Source organism: Corynebacterium hesseae, assembly GCF_037850265.1.
In the GTDB taxonomy this organism is placed as follows: domain Bacteria; phylum Actinomycetota; class Actinomycetes; order Mycobacteriales; family Mycobacteriaceae; genus Corynebacterium; species Corynebacterium hesseae.
Genome location: NZ_CP137211.1, coordinates 1382703 through 1401100 on the forward strand (window position 1 = coordinate 1382703; position 18398 = coordinate 1401100).

Annotated in this window: 19 protein-coding genes and 1 tRNA gene; 14 read left to right on the top strand and 6 right to left on the bottom strand. The window is 59.0% G+C overall.

Annotation, left to right across the window (positions count from 1 at the left end):
* The first annotated feature begins 19 nt into the window (after window positions 1-19).
* Window positions 20-1138, top strand: coding sequence for a ferrochelatase (locus R3O64_RS06430; protein WP_339016156.1), 1119 nt, complete (start codon window positions 20-22; stop codon window positions 1136-1138).
* Here the strand turns inward: R3O64_RS06430 and R3O64_RS06435 are convergent.
* Window positions 1135-1902 (bottom strand): hypothetical protein, encoded by a 768-nt coding sequence (locus R3O64_RS06435; RefSeq protein WP_339016158.1) that lies wholly within the window; start codon window positions 1900-1902, stop codon window positions 1135-1137. The genes R3O64_RS06430 and R3O64_RS06435 overlap by 4 nt on opposite strands.
* Before the next feature lie 33 nt (window positions 1903-1935).
* On the opposite strand from R3O64_RS06435, the gene R3O64_RS06440 reads away from it, so the two are divergent.
* Window positions 1936-2784: a DUF3097 domain-containing protein gene (locus tag R3O64_RS06440; protein ID WP_070564527.1), complete on the top strand. Its 849-nt coding sequence runs from the start codon at window positions 1936-1938 to the stop codon at window positions 2782-2784.
* Here the strand turns inward: R3O64_RS06440 and R3O64_RS06445 are convergent.
* Entirely contained in the window at window positions 2781-3353 is a 573-nt protein-coding gene (locus R3O64_RS06445) for a MarR family transcriptional regulator (RefSeq protein WP_070520572.1), read from the bottom strand. The genes R3O64_RS06440 and R3O64_RS06445 overlap by 4 nt on opposite strands.
* A 37-nt stretch (window positions 3354-3390) precedes the next feature.
* Window positions 3391-4131 (bottom strand): TVP38/TMEM64 family protein, encoded by a 741-nt coding sequence (locus R3O64_RS06450; RefSeq protein ID WP_339016167.1) that lies wholly within the window; start codon window positions 4129-4131, stop codon window positions 3391-3393.
* Window positions 4132-4476: 345 nt separating this feature from the next.
* Here R3O64_RS06450 and R3O64_RS06455 point away from each other — a divergent pair, with 345 nt between their 5' ends.
* Complete coding sequence (locus R3O64_RS06455; protein ID WP_196060517.1) at window positions 4477-5148, top strand: DedA family protein; 672 nt, start codon at window positions 4477-4479, stop codon at window positions 5146-5148.
* Window positions 5149-5223: 75 nt separating this feature from the next.
* On the opposite strand, the gene R3O64_RS06460 is transcribed toward R3O64_RS06455, so the two are convergent.
* Window positions 5224-5309, bottom strand: a tRNA-Leu gene (locus R3O64_RS06460).
* Between the two features lie 210 nt (window positions 5310-5519).
* Between R3O64_RS06460 and R3O64_RS06465 the strand changes: the two genes are divergently transcribed.
* Both R3O64_RS06465 and R3O64_RS06470 read left to right on the top strand, forming a co-directional pair.
* Window positions 5520-6083: a YbhB/YbcL family Raf kinase inhibitor-like protein gene (locus R3O64_RS06465; protein WP_339016171.1), complete on the top strand. Its 564-nt coding sequence runs from the start codon at window positions 5520-5522 to the stop codon at window positions 6081-6083.
* Window positions 6084-6106: 23 nt separating this feature from the next.
* On the top strand, window positions 6107-6502 hold the full coding sequence (locus R3O64_RS06470) for a hypothetical protein (protein ID WP_070520563.1): 396 nt from the start codon (window positions 6107-6109) through the stop codon (window positions 6500-6502).
* Window positions 6503-6547: 45 nt separating this feature from the next.
* On the opposite strand, the gene R3O64_RS06475 is transcribed toward R3O64_RS06470, so the two are convergent.
* Both R3O64_RS06475 and R3O64_RS06480 read right to left on the bottom strand, forming a co-directional pair.
* Window positions 6548-7660: a quinone-dependent dihydroorotate dehydrogenase gene (locus R3O64_RS06475; protein ID WP_339016172.1), complete on the bottom strand. Its 1113-nt coding sequence runs from the start codon at window positions 7658-7660 to the stop codon at window positions 6548-6550.
* Between the two features lie 45 nt (window positions 7661-7705).
* Window positions 7706-8743 carry a hypothetical protein gene (locus R3O64_RS06480; RefSeq protein ID WP_339016174.1) on the bottom strand — a complete coding sequence of 346 codons (1038 nt, stop codon included), beginning with the start codon at window positions 8741-8743 and terminating at the stop codon, window positions 7706-7708.
* A gap of 69 nt (window positions 8744-8812) precedes the next feature.
* Between R3O64_RS06480 and R3O64_RS06485 the strand changes: the two genes are divergently transcribed.
* From R3O64_RS06485 to R3O64_RS06525, 9 genes are all read left to right on the top strand, one after another.
* The gene (locus R3O64_RS06485; RefSeq protein ID WP_180952115.1) at window positions 8813-9664 is read left to right on the top strand and encodes an undecaprenyl-diphosphate phosphatase; all 852 of its coding nucleotides are present in this window, start codon (window positions 8813-8815) and stop codon (window positions 9662-9664) included.
* 97 nt (window positions 9665-9761) lie between these two features.
* Window positions 9762-11006, top strand: coding sequence for a cysteine--1-D-myo-inosityl 2-amino-2-deoxy-alpha-D-glucopyranoside ligase (mshC, locus tag R3O64_RS06490; protein ID WP_339016178.1), 1245 nt, complete (start codon window positions 9762-9764; stop codon window positions 11004-11006).
* A gap of 24 nt (window positions 11007-11030) precedes the next feature.
* Window positions 11031-11414, top strand: a complete 384-nt coding sequence (locus tag R3O64_RS06495; protein ID WP_070520547.1) for a hypothetical protein — start codon at window positions 11031-11033, stop codon at window positions 11412-11414.
* Entirely contained in the window at window positions 11415-12140 is a 726-nt protein-coding gene (locus R3O64_RS06500; RefSeq protein WP_070520544.1) for an HAD family hydrolase, read from the top strand.
* 103 nt (window positions 12141-12243) lie between these two features.
* Window positions 12244-12507: a phosphoribosyl-ATP diphosphatase gene (locus R3O64_RS06505; protein WP_070520541.1), complete on the top strand. Its 264-nt coding sequence runs from the start codon at window positions 12244-12246 to the stop codon at window positions 12505-12507.
* A 58-nt stretch (window positions 12508-12565) separates the two neighbouring features.
* The gene (gene hisG / locus R3O64_RS06510; protein WP_070520538.1) at window positions 12566-13411 is read left to right on the top strand and encodes an ATP phosphoribosyltransferase; all 846 of its coding nucleotides are present in this window, start codon (window positions 12566-12568) and stop codon (window positions 13409-13411) included.
* A gap of 91 nt (window positions 13412-13502) precedes the next feature.
* A complete protein-coding gene (aspA, locus tag R3O64_RS06515) occupies window positions 13503-15035 on the top strand; it encodes an aspartate ammonia-lyase (protein ID WP_070520535.1) in 1533 nt (510 codons plus the stop codon).
* 309 nt (window positions 15036-15344) lie between these two features.
* The gene (locus tag R3O64_RS06520; protein WP_070520532.1) at window positions 15345-16652 is read left to right on the top strand and encodes an anaerobic C4-dicarboxylate transporter; all 1308 of its coding nucleotides are present in this window, start codon (window positions 15345-15347) and stop codon (window positions 16650-16652) included.
* Window positions 16653-16724: 72 nt separating this feature from the next.
* Complete coding sequence (locus R3O64_RS06525) at window positions 16725-18392, top strand: formate--tetrahydrofolate ligase (protein ID WP_143335224.1); 1668 nt, start codon at window positions 16725-16727, stop codon at window positions 18390-18392.
* Window positions 18393-18398 lie beyond the last annotated feature (6 nt).

Consider the following 18398-nt stretch of genomic DNA (forward strand, 5'->3'; position numbering starts at 1 on the left):
CGTTGCTAAACTGGGCTGCATGACTGACACACTGCGTACTGCCCAGGGCAACACCCGCGGCACCGATTCGGTGCCCTCCTCATTTGACGCCCTCCTCGTTCTTTCCTTCGGTGGCCCGGAAGGAAACGAGGAGGTCGTCCCGTTTTTGGAGAACGTTACCCGTGGGCGTGGCATCCCGCGCGAGCGGCTCGAAGTCGTCGGGGAACACTATTTCCGCCTAGGCGGCATTAGTCCGCTTAATGCGCTAAATCGAGAGATTATTTCTAATGTTTCCGCGGAGCTGAAGGAACGCGGACATAATCTACCGGTCTATTTTGGTAACCGTAACTGGTACCCGTTTGGGACAAAAGCCGTCGAGCAGATGGCCGCCGATGGTGTGCGCAACGTCGCCGTATTCGCTACCTCCGCCTGGGGTGGCTACAGTGCTTGCCGCCAGTACAACGAGGACATCGTTGCATTGCGCAAGCACCTCGAGGACGAGCAACTGCCCGAAATGAACTTCACCAAACTGCGCCAATTCTTCGATCACCCCAAGTTCATCGAGGAGATGGCCGCAGCCGTCCGCGAGGCTTATGCGGAGGTGCCGGAAGACAAGCTGGCTAGCACCCGCATGCTTTTTACTGCGCATTCAGTGCCATCGGCACACGATGCTGTTGGGGGAGCAGAAGGCGATAAGCATATCTATTCCCGCCAGGTAGCGGAGGCTGCACGGCTCGTAGCCAAGGCTGCCGGGGTCCAGAATTATGACCTAGTGTGGCAATCCCGTTCAGGAAACCCAGCCACCCCGTGGTTGGAACCGGACATTGTCGACCACACCACGCGAATCCATGAGGAAGATGGTGTCGACAGCGTTGTCGTGTGCCCAATTGGATTTATCTCCGATCACATGGAGGTCATCTGGGATCTCGATACTGAACTTCAGCAAGCCGCTGAGGAAATGGGCGTCAGCGTCTATCGCACCCGCACCGCCGGCCCATCTGCGCGTTTTGCCTCGCTCATCGTGGACCTCATCGAGGAGCTAGAGCATGACGCTGAACCTGCTTCACTCGGTGAGGTTACCGTTCAGGGCTGTACGGTCAATGGCGCACCCTGCGCTGAAGGTTGTTGTGACATCTGGTCTCTGCGCAAGCCGCATTAACGCGCGAAATCGGTGAGCGCATAAGCCACGCCGGCCATGCGTGCTTCGCGGATATGGCGCCACAGGCGCAGAAGCTGCGGATCGAGACTGTGATCTTGAATGCGGTCAGTCACCGTCTCGATGATGGCCGCCACGCGGTCGGCGCGGGCGAAGAGCTTCGCTGCTCGCCCCGGCACTGCAGCGGGTAATCCGGGGGTGTCGTAGAAATCGCTTAGTGTGCCTACTGTTAGCCGGGGATTGGGGAGGGCATCGCTGCGATAGCCCAATGCCTCGATGAGGTTTGCTGACTCATTCGTCGCGGTACTCAAGAGCTCATCGGCCTCGCCCGGGCTAAGCCAAGCGGGCGAGGGTAACGGGGCAGTCTCTTCAATCACCGTCCACCGTGTCGCGCCCACGGCATAGGTGGGCACCAACACCAGGTTTCGATCCCGATTATTGGTACGCACCACGATTGCGCCTGCCGGATTTTCTGCCGCCGCTCGCGCCGATTCCGTGCCGGCTGGAAGTGCTGGCGCGTCGCCAGGACCGGAGAGAACTAGCCGAAGCAGCGGTTCGCGCTCTCCACGCTCGATGACGGAGGCCGTTTCACGCCGGAGAAGTGACATAACATCAACAAACGGCTCTCCGTCGCCCCCTTGTTGCTCACCACCCAGCTCGCTGAGGGCATCAAGAAAGCCATCGGTGGATTCGTGCCCCCATAGCCATGCACCAAGCCAAACAGAAACGTTTTGTACAGGGGACCAGACTTCGGCGCGCATATCCATGGCTGGACAGTGTAGACGATAGGGTAGACCCCTATGAGCTTGAATTCCCGAGATCCCTATGGCGGCGATATTTTTGCAGGACATGCGCGGAACAAGAAGCCGGAGTACCCCGAGGTACCCGCTGAACCAGGCATGGTCGTCGAGGTTCGAGGTGATGACTTTGTAGGGGCAGTATTGGGCGTCGACAAAACCGTATGGGGCCCAGTCGTGCGCCTCGAGGACCGACATGGAAATGAGCGAGTATTCAAACTCGTGAAAGGGGGGTTCTTGTTGGAGGGGCAGCCAGTGACGTTAACGCGATACGTCGAAAAGCAGGCGCCGCGGAAGTCAAACTCCGGGTCGCGCCGTGTGGAAAATCTTGAGGCGAAAGTTGCCGCACCTTCGCGCATTTGGGTTGAAGGCATTCACGACGCGGCCATCGTTGAAAAGGTCTGGGGTCACGATCTGCGGGTGGAAGGTGTGGTCGTCGAATACCTCGAAGGACTCGATAACCTTGAGGAACGCCTGGCTGAGTTTCAGCCCGGTCCGGGACGCCGTGTGGGCGTCCTCGCGGATCACCTAGTCGAAGGATCAAAGGAAACGCGGTTGACGCAAACGGTGGGCGAGCACGTGCTTGTCACCGGTCACCCCTTCATTGATATCTGGGCGGCTGTAAAGCCTGAGCGCCTAGGGCTGCGCGCCTGGCCCGAGGTTCCCTATGGGGAAGACTGGAAGACGGGCATCTGCAAGCGCGCGGGGTGGTCTGATCCCAAGGAAGGGTGGAGCCGCGTGTACAACGCCGTGAATTCTTTCCGGGATCTCGATTCCACGCTCATCGGCGCCGTCGAGCGGCTCGTCGACTTTGTCACAACACCGGAATTGAGCAAAGAAGATTTGCTCTAATTCGAATTCGCTCGGTCAATGAGGTTGATGGCGAGCTGGCAACCGGCCGTCTCTGCTGCCCACCCCGCCGCTTGGAGGCGCTGGGACATCGCTTGTTTGGAAATGCCCAGCTCTTCCGCAGCTTCGTTCTGATTCAACCCGCCGCGTACAAGAGATGTCGCCTCACGGCCTTCCATTGTGCGCTTGTGCAGCACAAAGCCGAGTAGGGCGAATGCCGCTGCAATATCCTGCGCCTCCGCAGCGCGCCCGCGCCGATCAATTTTGGCGTAGACGTGTCCGGCCCGCGCCGAGCCCTTTACCGCGGCGGTTGCCACTGCGCGTGTTTCGGCATCACCTGCGCCTTCGCCAGGGATAATTCCAATGCCAATGGCCCAGTCACCGTCCGCGAGAAGCGCCATAACGACATCACAGACCGCCGGAGAAGAATAGGCCACAGCGCAAATATCCTCAACACCAAGGACCTCAAACTCGCCGATTCCCTCCAGGGTGGAAAGCGCGGCGGCGGATCGTTGGACCAAATCGGCGCGGCGTACCGAGCGTCCGCGGTAGCGGGCATGGACAGCTAGCACAGTGAGAGACTCCTTCCAGCAAGAAACAACGCTCAGTCTACTCTTTGCGCTTGACTGGGCCACGCATTCCGGGGCCGAGCGGCAACCGCGTGTCTAGGATGAGACCAGCGATTCCCACTGCCGCAGCGATAAGGAAGCCGGCGATCGTGTAGGGGCTCATCGCTCCGGTGAGCGCATCCCCGAAGAAGACCCCGATGGCGGTGGTGGGAATCGAACCGATGAGTGTAGCGATGGCGAAGTGAGTCACCGAAATCGGCGTGAGCGCTGCAACATAGTTTAGTAAGGAAAACGGAACTCCGGCGACCATTCTCAATGACGCCACCGCTAGCCAACCCCGGCGCTCAAGCCGGGCATTGATTGCATATACCGCTTTGTGCGTGAGATGCGGGCGAATCCACTCACCAAGTAAGCCGCGGACGATAAGGAGAGAAATGGTGGCGGAGATAGTCAGCGCGACAAGGGAAACAGAAAGCCCAAGCCACGGGCCGAAAAGAAGGCCTGCCGCCAAAGTCCACACGGTCCGGGGAATAGGGAACTGGGTGAAGAAGATGTAGGCGCCCGTAAAAGCAACGACAAACCACGGCCCGAGTTGGTCTGACCACGTGCGGAGGGCGGCGAGTGAGGGGACGTCGACAAGCACGGCGAGTAGCATCAATGCCGCACCGGCAGCGATTACTGCCGTCCAACGTTTCCACGTCCAACGCTTGCAGCTTTGCCACGCAGCGCGGCCCAGAGACGCGAAGAAGTCCCCGACGCTGTGCACCCAACCTGTGTTCATAGAGATAGAAGTCTAGTGCCGAAGACGCCAAACCCCGCATTGAGCCCAAAGCATGGGAGAACGGCTGAAGACGGAGGCAGGAGACGGCTTGGCTGGCTGGGGAGCAGCTGAGAGCTGCACCTCAACTTACTGTTAAGCCGCGATTCGATGCATGAGTATTGCCGTGCACGCGGGATACTGAACAGCACTGCGCATCCGCAAGCATCTCTAGGGCCACTTCTATTGTGACCGTCTTAGCTAGTTTCACCTTTATTGTCTCTACGCCCTAGCTGCGGAGCGAATTCTTGATTCACTACCTACTTTTGGCGCCCGCCCTGGCGCCTGCGTTTTTCTTTGGAGAGCATTATGGACTTTATCCACAACCTCACGTCTTATATGGACGCAGCCACCTTGCTCGAAGCCTTTGGCCCCTGGGTCATCGGTGGTATAGCACTTGTCGTCTTCATCGAGTCCGGTGTGCTCTTCCCATTTCTTCCGGGAGATTCACTACTCGTGACTGCCGCGATTCTGCGCCATGAGCTCCAGGTCTCCCTGTGGGTACTCATTGCTGTAGGCATGATCGCCGCGATAGCTGGTGACCAGGTGGGGTACTGGATTGGGCACCGTTTTGGCCGTGGCCTGTTTAAGAAGGACGCTCGGCTTCTCAAACTTGAGTATCTCAACACCGCCGAGGACTTCTTCCGCAAGCACGGCCCGCTTGCACTAGTGCTCGGACGGTTCGTCCCAATCGTGCGCACCTTCATTCCGGTAGCCGCCGGCACGGCGGGAATGCGGTACAAGAAGTTCATTGGATGGAATGTCAGCGGCGCAGTCGCTTGGGTGCTCTCCATGAATCTCGTTGGTGTTTTTCTCGGAAACATTCCGGGCATTGCTGACTCGATTGAGAAGATTATGCTGCTTATCATCGCGTTGTCGGTGGCGCCTATCGTCATCAAGGGCCTGCATAGCTACATCACGTCGAAGAAGAAGGCTACGGTAGTAGAGGAGACGGAGCCTACTGCGGAATCGCGCGCATAGACCCTAGACGCATGAAGAAGGCCCCGCGCCTCACATCATCATCTCTGACGGTGTGAAGCACGGGGCTTCGGTCTGTGCCCGAGGGGGGACTTGAACCCCCACGTCCGTTAATAGGACACTAGCACCTCAAGCTAGCGCGTCTGCCATTCCGCCACCCGGGCTAGGGTGTTTGTTCAGCCTCTCGGCTGGGCACTCGCATACTGTATCCCGAACCGGCATAACTTCACAAATCGCCACCTCAGAGCGGGTTTTCACTGTGTTCTTAAACGAGGAAAACACAACGATGAAAGTTGCGTATCCACGGCCACCTCCTGAGACAGCCGGGTAGTAAGCGGCAACGCGGCAGATAGCTTTCCGGTAGAAATGGATTTATGACTAGCAACTCTTCACATTCCACTGCGAACTACGCCACCGACTCCCGTTTCCCCGGCCCAGACCCCTATGCACCGTTGGGGGATGTCCCAGCTTTTACCGTGACCTCGTCCGATATCGAGGAGGGAGCGGAGATCGCAGAGCGCTTCCGCGCACCTGAAAATGTCTCGCCCCAGCTGTCGTGGTCGGATGTGCCCGAAGGGACCAAGTCCTTTGCCGTCACGTGCTTTGATCCTGACGCGCCGACGGGGTCCGGCTTCTGGCACTGGGCTGCCTTCAACATCCCGGCCGACGTACGCGAGCTCCCCACAGGTGCAGGGGCCGCTGAGGATCTCGGACTCGAAGGCGTTATCAGCTTGCGCGGTGACTCTGGCCAGCGCGTCTATTATGGCCCCCAGCCGCCTGCAGGTCACGCCCCGCACCGCTACCTCTTCGCCGTTCACGCCGTCGACGTCGAATGCCTCGAGATCGACGCGGAGGCAACACCTACGGTCCTCGGCTTCAACCTTTATTTCCACACCCTCGGGCGCGCGATTACCTGGGGCTGGTACGAGGCCCACTAAGCGGCCCAATTACACTTATCACAATGAGTAAGAACCCGGACATCCCTCCCACATCCGACGGAGTAGAAATCCCCGCCGCCCTGCGAGTGGGCGGCGCTTTCATGTTGTTGGCTGCCGTGTTGGCGCTATTCGGGCTCGTGTCCATTTTCACCGACGGATGGGGCGCCACCTTCGAATGGACGTGGCGCCGCCTCGCCATCGTTGGTGCGGCCCTCCTCGTCGGCGCATTCAGTACCCAACGCCGCGATCAGCGTGGTAGCCGCGAACAAATCATTGCGCTGATTCTCGCGCTAGTGCTTATCATCGCCAGCCGCGCGCTGCCTAGTACGGTCCTTACAACGATGGGCCAATACGTCGTCTTCCTCTACGCAGTGGCGGCAGGGCTGTGCGCGGTTATCATCCGCCGCACACTGCGCTAAACGCTGAAGCGCTCCGTGCGGCTGGCCTGAAAGCTCTTCGCCGGGCTAGTCAATCCATTCAAGACCAGAGCCAATGGCCTCCGAGATATTGCTGAGGCGGTGAGCGTGGATCTGCTGGGCAATGCCGCGGTGGATGTCACGGATCCATTCCGGGCCGCCGTAAATCAAGCCGGTGTAGCCCTGCAACAGCGAAGCGCCTGCCGTGATGCGTTCCCATGCTTGCTCCGGGGTGGAGATTCCGCCCGCGGAAATGAGCACCAGGTCGTCTCCTACGCGGGCATGGAGGCGCTTGAGCACCTCTAAGGAACGCGCAGCCACTGGGGGACCCGACACGCCGCCTGCGCCCATGGCGGCAACCTCAGCGGATGGGGTCTTCAAACCCTCGCGAGAAATGGTGGTGTTGGTAGCCACGATTCCCGCCAGCCCCACGTCAACGGCCATATCCGCCACGGCATCAATGTCCTCATCGCTGAGGTCTGGGGCAATCTTGACCAAGACCGGCGAGGACGTCGATTCCACCACGGCTTCCATGATGGGGCGCAGCGATTCCACTGCCTGCAAGTCACGCAGCCCTGGGGTATTAGGGGAGGACACGTTGACCACAACGTAGTCGGCCAAATCCCCGAGAACTGATGCGCACTGACGGTAGTCATCCACCGCGCGCTCAGCCTCGGTGACCTTGTTCTTTCCGATATTGATGCCGATGACATCGTTGTAGCGGCGCTTCCGGAGGTTTCGTGCGGCCGCCAGCGCCCCTTCGTTATTGAAGCCCATGCGGTTGAGGATGGCCTTGTCTGCTTTGAGCCGGAACAACCGGGGAGCCGGGTTTCCCGGCTGCGCCTTCGGGGTGATGGTGCCCAGCTCCGCGTATCCAAAGCCGATGGGGGACCAGACGTCGGCTGCCGCCGCGTTCTTGTCAAAGCCTGCTGCTAGACCCAGCGGGCGCGGAAAGTGCACCCCAAACACGTCTTGTTCAAGGACGGGATCGGTAACCGGCAAAGCTTTGCCTAGAGCTCGGTTGAAGGGGCCGGCCGATTGGAACACAGCCAACCCGCCGTTGATGATCCCGTGAATTCTTTCCGGGCTGAGCTTAAACATCCCCTTCAAGGCGGCTTGGTAAGCCACGTGGCGGGCGCGGTCAAGAGCGGAGTACTGCATGCATTGTCCTTTGGAAAGTTGAGGCTGAAGGGGGGGACTGAAATACTAACGCGGGGATTTCGAGAGCTGTGGATCAGAAATGAATTGGAGCCCGTCGCCAGAAGCGGAGGCGGCGACGAGGGTGCCGTCGCCAAGCACGGCAACATTGCGCGCATCCGCCACCGTATCCATGGTGCCGACGTTCTCCGGGACACCCGCAGCGATGGTGTAGGCGTGGAGGAGGTTGTTGTCTGTAGTTGTCGCCCACGCTAGCTTGCGCCCGGCGTCCCAAGCCACACCCCACGGCGTGCCATCGGTATTGCCGTACTGGTGCAAGCGGATGACGTCGCTGGCGGTATAGATGGCAATGCGCTTGCCGACGGTATCCGAAGCCACAACCACGGCGCCCTCGCCGCCTGCGATCTGACCTACACCTTGGCCCACGCGAAGGCGTCCGCCTGCACGCTCCTTCTCCCAATCCAACGATTGAATCGTGGAGTCCTCCCTCAAGACACGGACGATGCCGTCGGCGCCATCCGGATTAGGCACGGAGATGAGCTGATCCGAGCCTGCTTCCACAGTGATGCCGGTAGTGCGTTCGCCGTCTAGGTACGCGCCGATGGTGGTGGAGTCCTTCGAGCCAACGAAGACTTCGCCACTGGAGGCTTCCGCAGCCACCGTCACCGGTTGCTCCTCTTCCACAGCCAATTCCTGCGGGGAATCCGGCTTGAGCGGATCAATGAGCATAACTCTATCCCCGCACGCTAGAAGGAAGTGCTTCTCAGAAGCGGTGAGGTCACCACATTTCTCGTCCACGGTAACCTGCGTGGACTTTTTGCCTTCAAAGTCCGCAGCTGAACCTACCGCGAGCGAGTCCTCGGTGCGCACGGCGAGGATGTCGCCGACGGCTGCGAGGTCTGTCGCTGCATCGAATGGCACGACGGTACCCACCGGCTTCTCGGATGCCGGGGAGGATGCGGGCTCGGCCTTGCCATAGACCGCCGAGTCGGGGTCCCCGCCAACCCCGACCGTGGGATTACAGGCGGCAAGCGCGCATGCGCTGGAAAGGAGGGCAAAAGAAAGCAGGACTCGACGCGTTTTCACGATCCCTCATCCTAGCAGCCAGCGTGGTGGAAACAGGAAGCGATGGGACTCCCGAGTAGGCTATCGCGGGTGACTACAACAGCTACAACTGAAGCCATGACATGGCTGCAGGTCATCGTCCTGTCTCTTGTCCAAGGCCTCACCGAATTCCTGCCCGTGAGCTCGTCTGGGCACTTGCGCATCGTCTCCACTCTTTTCTGGGGACAGGATGCCGGTGCTTCCTTCACCGCTGTCATCCAGCTGGGCACCGAGCTGGCGGTGATCGTCTACTTCGCAGGGATGATTTGGCAGATCCTGAAAGGTTGGTGCGTGGGCCTCGTACATAAGGACCAGCGCGGTCAGGATTATCGAATGGGTTGGATGGTCATCGTTGGCTCAATTCCGATTGGCATCCTGGGAGTGCTGGGGAAAGACCTGATTAGGGATAACCTGCGCAACCTATGGATTACTGCTTCCATGCTCGTCCTGTTTTCCTTTGTGTTCATCCTGGCAGAGCGCGTGGGTAAGAAAACCCGCGGCTTCGACGAGCTCACGATGCGCGATGCCATCGTTATGGGACTATGCCAATGCCTGGCGCTCATCCCTGGCGTCTCACGCTCCGGCGGCACCATCTCCGGTGGCCTCTTCCTCGGCCTCGACCGTGAGGTGGCCACGCGCTTTAGCTTTCTTTTGGCTATTCCGGCGGTGATGGCCTCGGGGCTGTTTTCGCTTGGCGACGCCTTCGGTCCCACCGTGGGACAATCCGCCACCGGCGCCCAATTACTCGTTGGCACGCTCATCGCCTTCGTTGTGGGCTATGCATCTATCGCCTGGCTGCTGAAGTTCGTGGGCAGCCACTCCTTCGAGTGGTTCGCCGCTTACCGCATCCCCGTCGGCCTGATCGTCATGCTCTTGCTGGGCCTTGGCGTGCTGGCCGCGTAGGAGGTGAAGAGGCCCAGCCCCGCAGCACCCTGCGATACACAGCCATGTGCCCGGCCATGCGCCCGCGTCGGAGGCAGCACACGTTAGGATTGTGGGCATGCAATCTTGGCCTGTCCCGCACATCGATTCCGTCCCTGGCGCCCCGTCGCCGCTTCACCTCTATGACTCCGCTGATGAAGCGGTAAAGAAGCTCGACATCAGTGGGGAGACTGCCACCATGTACGTCTGTGGCATCACCCCATATGATTCGACCCACCTGGGCCACGCCGCGACCTATCTGACCTTTGATCTGATTTACCGCCAGCTGCTGGATAACGGCTACAAGGTGAATTACGCCCAGAACATCACCGATGTGGATGATCCGCTCTTCGAGCGCGCGGAGCGCGATGGTGTGGATTGGCGCGAGTTGGGTACCTCCCAAATCAACCTTTTCCGCTCAGACATGGAGCTGCTCTCCGTGTTCCCCCCGGATCACTTTGTGGGGGCGATGGAGGCCATCGACGAGATTACGGAGATGGTGCAGGCGCTTCTCGACGCCAATGCGGCCTACGTCGTCGACGATCCGGAGTACTCGGATATTTATGCCTCCATTGAGGCCACGAAGAACTTCGGCTACGAGTCGAATTACACCCGCGAGCAAATGGAGACCTTCTTTGCCGAGCGCGGTGGCGACCCTGATCGCCCCGGCAAGCGCGATCCTCTTGACGCTCTGATTTGGCGCGCGCACCGTGAAGGCGAACCGGCCTGGGATTCGCCTTTTGGGCCGGGCCGCCCTGGATGGCACATTGAGTGCTCCGCCATCGCAACCAACCGGCTTGGCTCCAGCTTCGATGTTCAAGGCGGCGGTTCGGACCTGAAGTTCCCGCACCACGAATTCTCCGCAGCGCACGCAGAAGCAGCGCTCGGCGTGGAGCGCATGGCGCAGTCCTATGTACACACCGGCATGATCGGCTTGGACGGAACCAAGATGTCCAAGTCTTTGGGCAACCTCGTGTTCGTCCACAAGCTCGTGGAGGCGGGCGTCGATCCCTCAGCGATTCGCTTGGGTGTCTTCGCCGGCCACTACCGTGCCGACCGCGACTGGTCAGATGACGTTTTGCGCACTGCGCAGGAGCGACTCCAGCGATGGCGCGAAGCTTTAAGCCATCCGGGCACGGTGGAGGAGGTCAAGGAAGTCATTCAGCACCTGCGGTTGGCGTTGGCTGATGATCTCGATACTCCGCGCGCCATTGCGGTTCTCGATGAATGGGCGAAGAAGGCTCCAGAATCCGGGGAAGCAACAGAAGAGGCATCCGATTTGCTGCGCACCGCAGTTAATTCCTTGCTGGGCGTGCGCCTCTAGGTAACTTCAGGCATGATTTAGCTCATGACGATTCGTGCAGAATTCCAGCCCACCGTTGATGAGTTCATGTCCAACCTACAGTCCTTCGCTACCGGGGATTACCTCAAGGAAGAAGAAAAGGAATTCTGGGAGGCCCCGTTTGATGCCGCGGTACTCCCACGCCTTCGCACTATCTTGGAGTCCTTCCTCGACGATATGGATAAGCTTCCGGATGACCCTGAAGGGTCACTCCTGAGCGCCGCGGTACGCCCCACCGTGGACAAGCTCGCGGCCTTCAACCAAGAAAACGCAGATGCAGTGCTGGAACCGGAGGAGAAGGAAGAGCTCACAGAGCTTATTCACTCCGCCTCTGCGGCAACCGGTGCGGACGATGAGGCGCTCGCGCAGCTTCCGGAGCTGGACTTCTAATTGACTGACCACGCAACTTCCGCTTTCACTACCCGTCCAGCAGCAATCTTTTGGGATATGGACGGCACACTGACCAACTCCGAGCCCCTGTGGGAAGAGGCCACTTTTTATCTCTCTGAAACACTAGGGCGCCGGTTAACACCCACGGAGCGCTTAGCCACGGTTGGCGCTACCTTCGAAGACACACTCAGCATCTGTGCGCACAAAGCAGGCGTTACGCTTCAGCCAGGAGATAACGAACGCTATCGTGCGCTCATGTTCGATTACGTCAGGTCCCTTTTTGCCCAACACCTGGAGATTTTCCCGGGGATTCCCGAGCTGCTCGACGAACTCAAGGGCCTGGGAATGCCGATGATCGTGACCACAAACACGGAACGATATGTGGCTGATTCCGCGATTGCGGCCTTAGGCCGCGAGTACTTCGTCGACACGATTTGCGGTGACGAAGTACCCCAAGGCAAACCTGCCCCCGATATGTATATCGAGGCGGCGCGTCGAGTGGGTGCCGATCCACGGGACTGCCTTGTATTTGAAGACTCTGCGGCAGGTATGCGCGCGGCTGTCGACGCCGGGTGCACCGTCATCGGACTGCCGGAGGGAGACCACGTCGCGGTGCCCGAGCAAGCCACCGAAATTACTGACCTCCGGGGCTCTGCTCACCGTCATCTGAAGGGGGCGACGGCGGCCAATGTTCACGAGTGGTTTAGCCGGTTGCGCGCCGACTAGACGTACCGATTTCAGTTGCGCATCATGTCAGCCGGCTTTGCGTAACTGAGAATTTCGGCCGACTAGCAGAATTTTATGCAGCGGTGTGGAAGAATAAACCACCGTGAAGAATTTTGAGAGCCTATTTGAGGAACTGTCCCAGAAGATCGCCGAACGCCCTGAGGGCTCCGGCACCGTGGAGTCTTTTGACAAAGGCATCCACCATCTGGGCAAGAAGATCATCGAAGAGGCTGGCGAAGTGTGGATCGCCGCGGAATACCAGTCTGATGAAGAGCTCGCTGAGGAGATGTCACAGCTGCTGTATTGGCTCCAGGTTATGGCCCATAAGCGTGGCCTGAAGCTCGAAGACATTTACACCTACCTTTAATCGGCCATAAAGCCGTCCCACCATTCACCGTATTCAGCGTAGAAAGCACCACACACTGATGATCAAAATCGCCGTCCCCAACAAGGGATCGCTGTCCGAGGCAGCCCTTGAAATCCTCAAGGAAGCCGGCTACAAGGGCCGCGGACACAGTAAATCGCTCAACGTCGTGGACGAGGAGAACGGAGTCGAGTTCTTCTTTCTGCGCCCAAAGGATATCGCTATCTACGTGGCACAAGGCGTCTTGGATCTGGGAATTACTGGTCGAGACTTGGCGCTCGATTCCCGAGCGAAATTCAATGAAGTTCTAGCACTCAATTTTGGCGGCTCGACCTTCCGTTACGCCGCACCAGCAGGGGAGCAGTGGGACGTCGCCAAGCTGCAAGGCAAGCGCATCGCCACGTCCTATCCCAACGTGGTACGCGATCACCTCGCTGCCAATGGAATCGATGCCGAGGTTATCCGCCTTGACGGTGCAGTAGAGATTTCGATTCACCTTGGAGTCGCGGACGTCATTGCCGACGTTGTCTCCACAGGAGCCACCCTCCGCCAGCAGGGGCTTGAACCCTTCGGCGACCCCATCGTCTCCTCGGAGGCCGTGGTGATAAAGCGTGAGGGAGAAGACGTCACCGCTGATGAAAACGTTGTGCTTAGCCGCATTCGAGGAATCCTCAATGCGCGCCACTACGTCATGCTGGACTACAACGTGGCAGAAGAAAAGTTGCCAGACGTCGAGGCGGTGACCCCTGGGCTTACAGGACCGACCATCTCTCCTTTGGCCCGTGAAGGGTGGGTTGCCGTGCGCGTCATGGTTCCCCGCAAACTGGCCAACCAAGTTATGGACAGCCTCGAAGAGCTCGGGGCAGAGGCAATTCTTGCCTCGGATCTTCGGATTGCCCGCTTTTAGGGGGAGATTCCAAACATTTTATTCGGGCTCCTAGCTACGATGGGGACTGACCATCATCGTTCTTCGATTTTTATGCAAGGAGTCAGCCCCGATGGCAAAGACAACTAAGAAGGATGCACAAGCAGAGGCCAAAGAGACCAAGGATGTAAAATCCCAGGTCGAAGAAAAGGCCACCAACAAGTCTTCGAAGTCCGCCTCTAGCAAGAAGACGCGTACTGAGACTGACCTTCTCGGCTCCCTGGAAGTTCCGAACGATGCGTACTACGGCGTTCACACGCTCCGCGCTATCGAAAACTTCCAGATTTCCTACGTGACCATCAACACCATCCCGGACTTCATCCGCGGCATGGTCCAGGTCAAGAAGGCCACCGCTATGGCCAACCGCCGCCTGCACGTTCTTCCGAAGAAGAAGGCAGAAGCAATTATCTGGGCTTGTGACCAGATTCTGGAAGAAGGCCGCTGCATGGACCAGTTCCCGCTGGATGTCTTCCAGGGTGGCGCTGGCACCTCGCTCAACATGAACACCAACGAGGTTGTGGCCAACCTGGCGCTCGAGCACCTCGGTGAGGAAAAGGGTGCCTACGACATCATCAACCCGAACGATGATGTCAACATGTCCCAGTCCACCAACGACGCGTACCCGACCGGCTTCCGTCTCGGCATCTACTACGCGATGGAGGACCTCATTGAGCGTATCGACGCGCTGCAGGCTGCATTCCACGCCAAGGGCAATGAGTTCGTTGACATCCTGAAGATGGGCCGCACCCAGCTGCAGGACGCAGTGCCGATGACCCTGGGTGATGAATTCAAGGCCTTCGCTCACAACTTGGCCGAAGAGCAGGCCATCCTGCGTGACGCCCAGAAGCGCCTGCTGGAGATAAACCTCGGCGCAACCGCCATCGGTACCGGCGTGAACACCCCGGCCGGCTACCGCCACCAGGTCACCGCAGCACTATCTGAGGTTACGGGCCTTGAGATCAAGACCGCCCGCGACCTCATTGAAGCAACCTCCGACTGTGGCGCCTACGTGCTTCTGCACTCCACCATTAAGCGCGCAGCGATGAAGCTGGCCAAGATCTGTAACGACCTGCGCCTGCTGGCCTCTGGCCCGCGCGCCGGCCTGGCAGAGATCAACCTGCCACCGCGTCAGGCCGGTTCCTCCATCATGCCGGGTAAGGTCAACCCGGTTATCCCGGAGGTTGTCAACCAGGTCTGCTTCAAGATCTTCGGTAATGACCACGTAGTCACCATGGCTGCCGAGGCTGGTCAGCTGCAGCTCAACGTCATGGAGCCGGTTATCGGAGAGGCACTGTTCCAGTCCATCCGCATCATGGGCAACGCCGTCGACACCCTGCGTGAGAAGTGCGTCGTGGACATCACGGCTAACGCTGATGTTTGCCGCGCGTACGTTGAGAACTCCATCGGTATCGTCACCTACCTGAACCCGTTCATTGGTCACCACAACGGTGACATGATTGCTAAGGAGTCCCTCAAGACCGGCAAGGGTGTTAAGGAGCTCGTTCTGGAGAAGGGCCTGCTCGATGAGGAGACCCTTAACAAGGTTCTGTCCGTTGAGAACCTCATGCACCCGGAGTTCCGCGGTCAGCTCTACATCGATGAATAAACCGTCGACAGCACCAGTGTTGTAAATGCGCTCTGCTGTTTCGTCCACGCCCGTACTGCCTCGCTGAAGGTGGTACGGGCGTTTGACTGTTTTCAATCCAACTGATGCTACCGACACCGTGGACACCCCGATGGGGGAGCAGTGGTTGGCATCGGTGTGTAAACGGACACAATCGGGCCTGGATTCTCGCCAAAGCCACATAAATAGGGCAGAATTAGAACTGTCAGTTGTCGCGCCCAGGTCGTGTACTGACCACAGCGCGAATTACCACCCATACTGCAGTTCACCTGCACATATTGGAGTTACATAATGGTTGTTGTGCACATCATTATCGTCCTTGCGGCGATTTATCTCGGTGCCCGAATTGGTTCGATCGGTATTGGTATGGCCGGCGGCTTGGGCGTTCTACTACTCGGCCTCACCGGTGTCCCCGTAACGCGTGAAGACATCCCCTTTGATGTCATTGGCATCATCATGACCGTGATCGCCGCCATTGCTGCCATGCAGCGCGCTGGCGGTATGGACTATCTGGTCTACCTTGCCGAAAAGTTTCTTCGCAAGAACCCAAAGAGGATCACGTTCTACGCACCTATCGTTACGTGGTTGATGACCGTCCTAGCGGGCACCGGCCACACGGCGTTCTCCACGCTCCCGGTTATCGTTGAGGTAGCGAAGGAAGGCAAGGTCCGTCCTTCCCGTCCGCTTTCGATTTCCGTCGTAGCCTCGCAGATGGCAATCTGTGCCTCACCTATTTCCGCAGCCGTCGTTCTGTTGGCTTCGCTGCTGGAGCCGATGGGCGTGGGCTATTTGCAGATCCTCGCGGTCCTCATTCCGGCTACGTTCCTCTCCATTTTCCCTGCCGCTTGGGTAGCAAACCGCTCGGGCGCAGAACTCGAAGATGACCCCGTTTACCAAGAGCGCAAGGCCCAGGGCTTGGTGAAGCTGCCGCAGGGTTCCCAGAACTACGCTCCGGCACAAGGTGCAAAGACCTCGGTCATCATCTTCCTCGTCGCCATCGTCATCGTGATGCTGTGGGCCACCCTTACCTCATCCCAGGTGGGTCTTATCGAGGAACCGACGCTGCCGCGTAACGAGGCCATCATGACAGTGATGCTCACCGCTGCAACCCTCATTGTCATGGTCACCAAGGTCCCCGCCGGCGACGTTCTCAACACGCCTGTCTTTAAGTCGGGTATGTCCGCCTGTATCTGTGTGCTCGGTGTCGCATGGTTGGGTACCACGCTGATCAACCACTACATGGAGGACATCCAGGCCATCTCCGGGTCCATCATTGAGTCCGCCCCGTGGCTGCTGGCCATCGTGCTCTTCTTCGCTGCGGCGCTCCTGTACTCGCAGGCCGCAACCACCAAGGCTCTCATGCCGGCAGCCCTGGCCCTCGGCGTCAACCCGCTTACCGCAGTGGCTGCCTTCCCAGCAGTGTCCGCGCTGTTCATCCTGCCGACGTACCCGACCTTGTTGGCGGCCGTCGAAATGGATGACACTGGCTCGACTCGCATTGGCAAGGCTGTCTTCAACCACCCGTTCATCATTCCAGGCACTGTGAGCATCGTCTTGTCGGTCCTCCTGTGCTACGCCTTTGGCGCAGTCCTTATCTAGCATCACCTAGCATCATTTAGAAAAATTTTGATGTTGCTTAGCGCGCTTCTTTAGCGCGCTAAGCTGGTGAGCATGACTACGCAACCTTCTGATGTTGATATTGCTCAAGCTCACCAGCTCGAACCGATTTCGGATATTGCTGCACGTGCAGGCATTCCGGAGACGGCCCTTATTCCTTATGGGCAAAGCAAAGCCAAAGTGGATATCACTCAAGTTGGGGATACTCCCGCAGATGGCAAATTGGTCCTCGTCACCGGCGTCTCACCGACGCCAGCTGGCGAGGGTAAATCTACTGTTCTTATCGGCTTGACCGACGCCCTCACGCAGCTGGGCAAGAAGGCTATCGTCGCCCTTCGCGAGCCTTCCCAGGGCCCTGTCATGGGCATCAAGGGCGGCGCCGCGGGTGGCGGCTACTCTCAGGTTGTCCCAATGGAGGACATCAATCTCCACTTCACCGGTGACTTCCACGCTATCGCCGCGGCCACCAACACCTTGGCCGCCATCATCGATAACCACATCCACCAGGGCAATGCGCTCAACATCGATCCGCGCCGCATTACCTGGCAGCGCTGCGTTGACGTCAATGACCGTGCCCTGCGCCACGTCGTTACCGGGCTCGGTGGCCCCGCCCATGGCGTGCCGGGGGAGACTGGCTTCACCATTACGGCGGCGTCGGAAATCATGGCCATCCTCGGCCTCGCAACCGACTTGGCCGACCTGAAGAAGCGCCTCGGTGACATCACTGTGGGCTACACCTACGACCAAAAGCCAGTAACCGCCCGCGAATTGGGAGCAGAAGGCGCACTAACAGCGCTCATGCGCGATGCCCTGAACCCTAACCTGGTCCAGACCCTGGGCGGTACACCTGCTTTTGTCCATGGCGGCCCCTTCGCCAATATCGCTCACGGCTGCAATACTCTGCTGGCGACCCAAACGGCCATGCGCTTCGGTGACATTGTCCTCACGGAGGCAGGTTTCGGTGCAGATCTCGGGGGCGAAAAGTTCATGGATATCAAGTCCCGCTTCGGTGACCTTGACGTCGCCGGTGCCGTCGTTGTTGCGACTATCCGCTCCCAGAAGTACAACGGCGGACAGCCGCGCGAGGAACTCACTACCGAGAACCTGGAGGCGCTAAAGAAGGGCGTGGTGAACCTCGAGCGCCACGTTGAGAACGTGCGCAAGTTTGGCCTCAAGCCAGTGGTCGCTCTCAACCTCTTCTGGAGCGATACCGAGGCCGAGCGCGAGTTCATGCGCCAGTGGGCCGCCGATTTCGACGTCGCGCTCGAAGAAGCAGAAGTGTGGGCCAAGGGCGGAGCGGGAGCAACAGCGTTGGCTGAGCGCCTTCTGGAGAATCTTTCCGAGGGTAACTCCCACCAGCTCTACGATCCCGCTGAGGGCATAGAGGCCTCCATCGACACCATTGCGAGGGAAATCTACCGAGCAGAGCGGGTGGAATACTCGTCTAAGGCGCTGAAGGATTTGAAGTACATCAAGGACAACGGTTGGGAGGAGTTCCCAGTTGTCATTTCCAAGACCCAGTATTCCTTCTCGGATGATCCGAGCCAGCTCGGCGCCCCGGAAGGCCACGTCCTTCATGTCCGCGAGCTGCAGCCCCGCACAGGCGCTGGCTTCATCGTGGCGCTGACCGGCGACGTCATGACCATGCCGGGTCTGCCGAAGAAGCCCGCGGCCAACAACATCGATGTTGACGCAGACGGTTCCATCTCTGGCCTGTTCTAAGCCGCG

Bases quoted from the DNA above. Each gene is read 5' to 3' on its own strand.
- R3O64_RS06520 (WP_070520532.1), top strand. From the start codon at position 15,345: ATGGTTGTTGTGCACATCATTATCGTCCTTGCGGCGATTTATCTCGGT.
- R3O64_RS06470 (WP_070520563.1), top strand. From the start codon at position 6,107: ATGAGTAAGAACCCGGACATCCCTCCCACATCCGACGGAGTAGAAATC.
- R3O64_RS06455 (WP_196060517.1), top strand. From the start codon at position 4,477: ATGGACTTTATCCACAACCTCACGTCTTATATGGACGCAGCCACCTTG.
- mshC (WP_339016178.1), top strand. From the start codon at position 9,762: ATGCAATCTTGGCCTGTCCCGCACATCGATTCCGTCCCTGGCGCCCCG.
- R3O64_RS06430 (WP_339016156.1), top strand. From the start codon at position 20: ATGACTGACACACTGCGTACTGCCCAGGGCAACACCCGCGGCACCGAT.
- R3O64_RS06465 (WP_339016171.1), top strand. From the start codon at position 5,520: ATGACTAGCAACTCTTCACATTCCACTGCGAACTACGCCACCGACTCC.
- R3O64_RS06495 (WP_070520547.1), top strand. From the start codon at position 11,031: ATGACGATTCGTGCAGAATTCCAGCCCACCGTTGATGAGTTCATGTCC.
- R3O64_RS06440 (WP_070564527.1), top strand. From the start codon at position 1,936: ATGAGCTTGAATTCCCGAGATCCCTATGGCGGCGATATTTTTGCAGGA.
- R3O64_RS06435 (WP_339016158.1), bottom strand. From the start codon at position 1,902: ATGGATATGCGCGCCGAAGTCTGGTCCCCTGTACAAAACGTTTCTGTT.
- hisG (WP_070520538.1), top strand. From the start codon at position 12,566: ATGATCAAAATCGCCGTCCCCAACAAGGGATCGCTGTCCGAGGCAGCC.
- R3O64_RS06450 (WP_339016167.1), bottom strand. From the start codon at position 4,131: ATGAACACAGGTTGGGTGCACAGCGTCGGGGACTTCTTCGCGTCTCTG.
- aspA (WP_070520535.1), top strand. From the start codon at position 13,503: ATGGCAAAGACAACTAAGAAGGATGCACAAGCAGAGGCCAAAGAGACC.
- R3O64_RS06475 (WP_339016172.1), bottom strand. From the start codon at position 7,660: ATGCAGTACTCCGCTCTTGACCGCGCCCGCCACGTGGCTTACCAAGCC.
- R3O64_RS06525 (WP_143335224.1), top strand. From the start codon at position 16,725: ATGACTACGCAACCTTCTGATGTTGATATTGCTCAAGCTCACCAGCTC.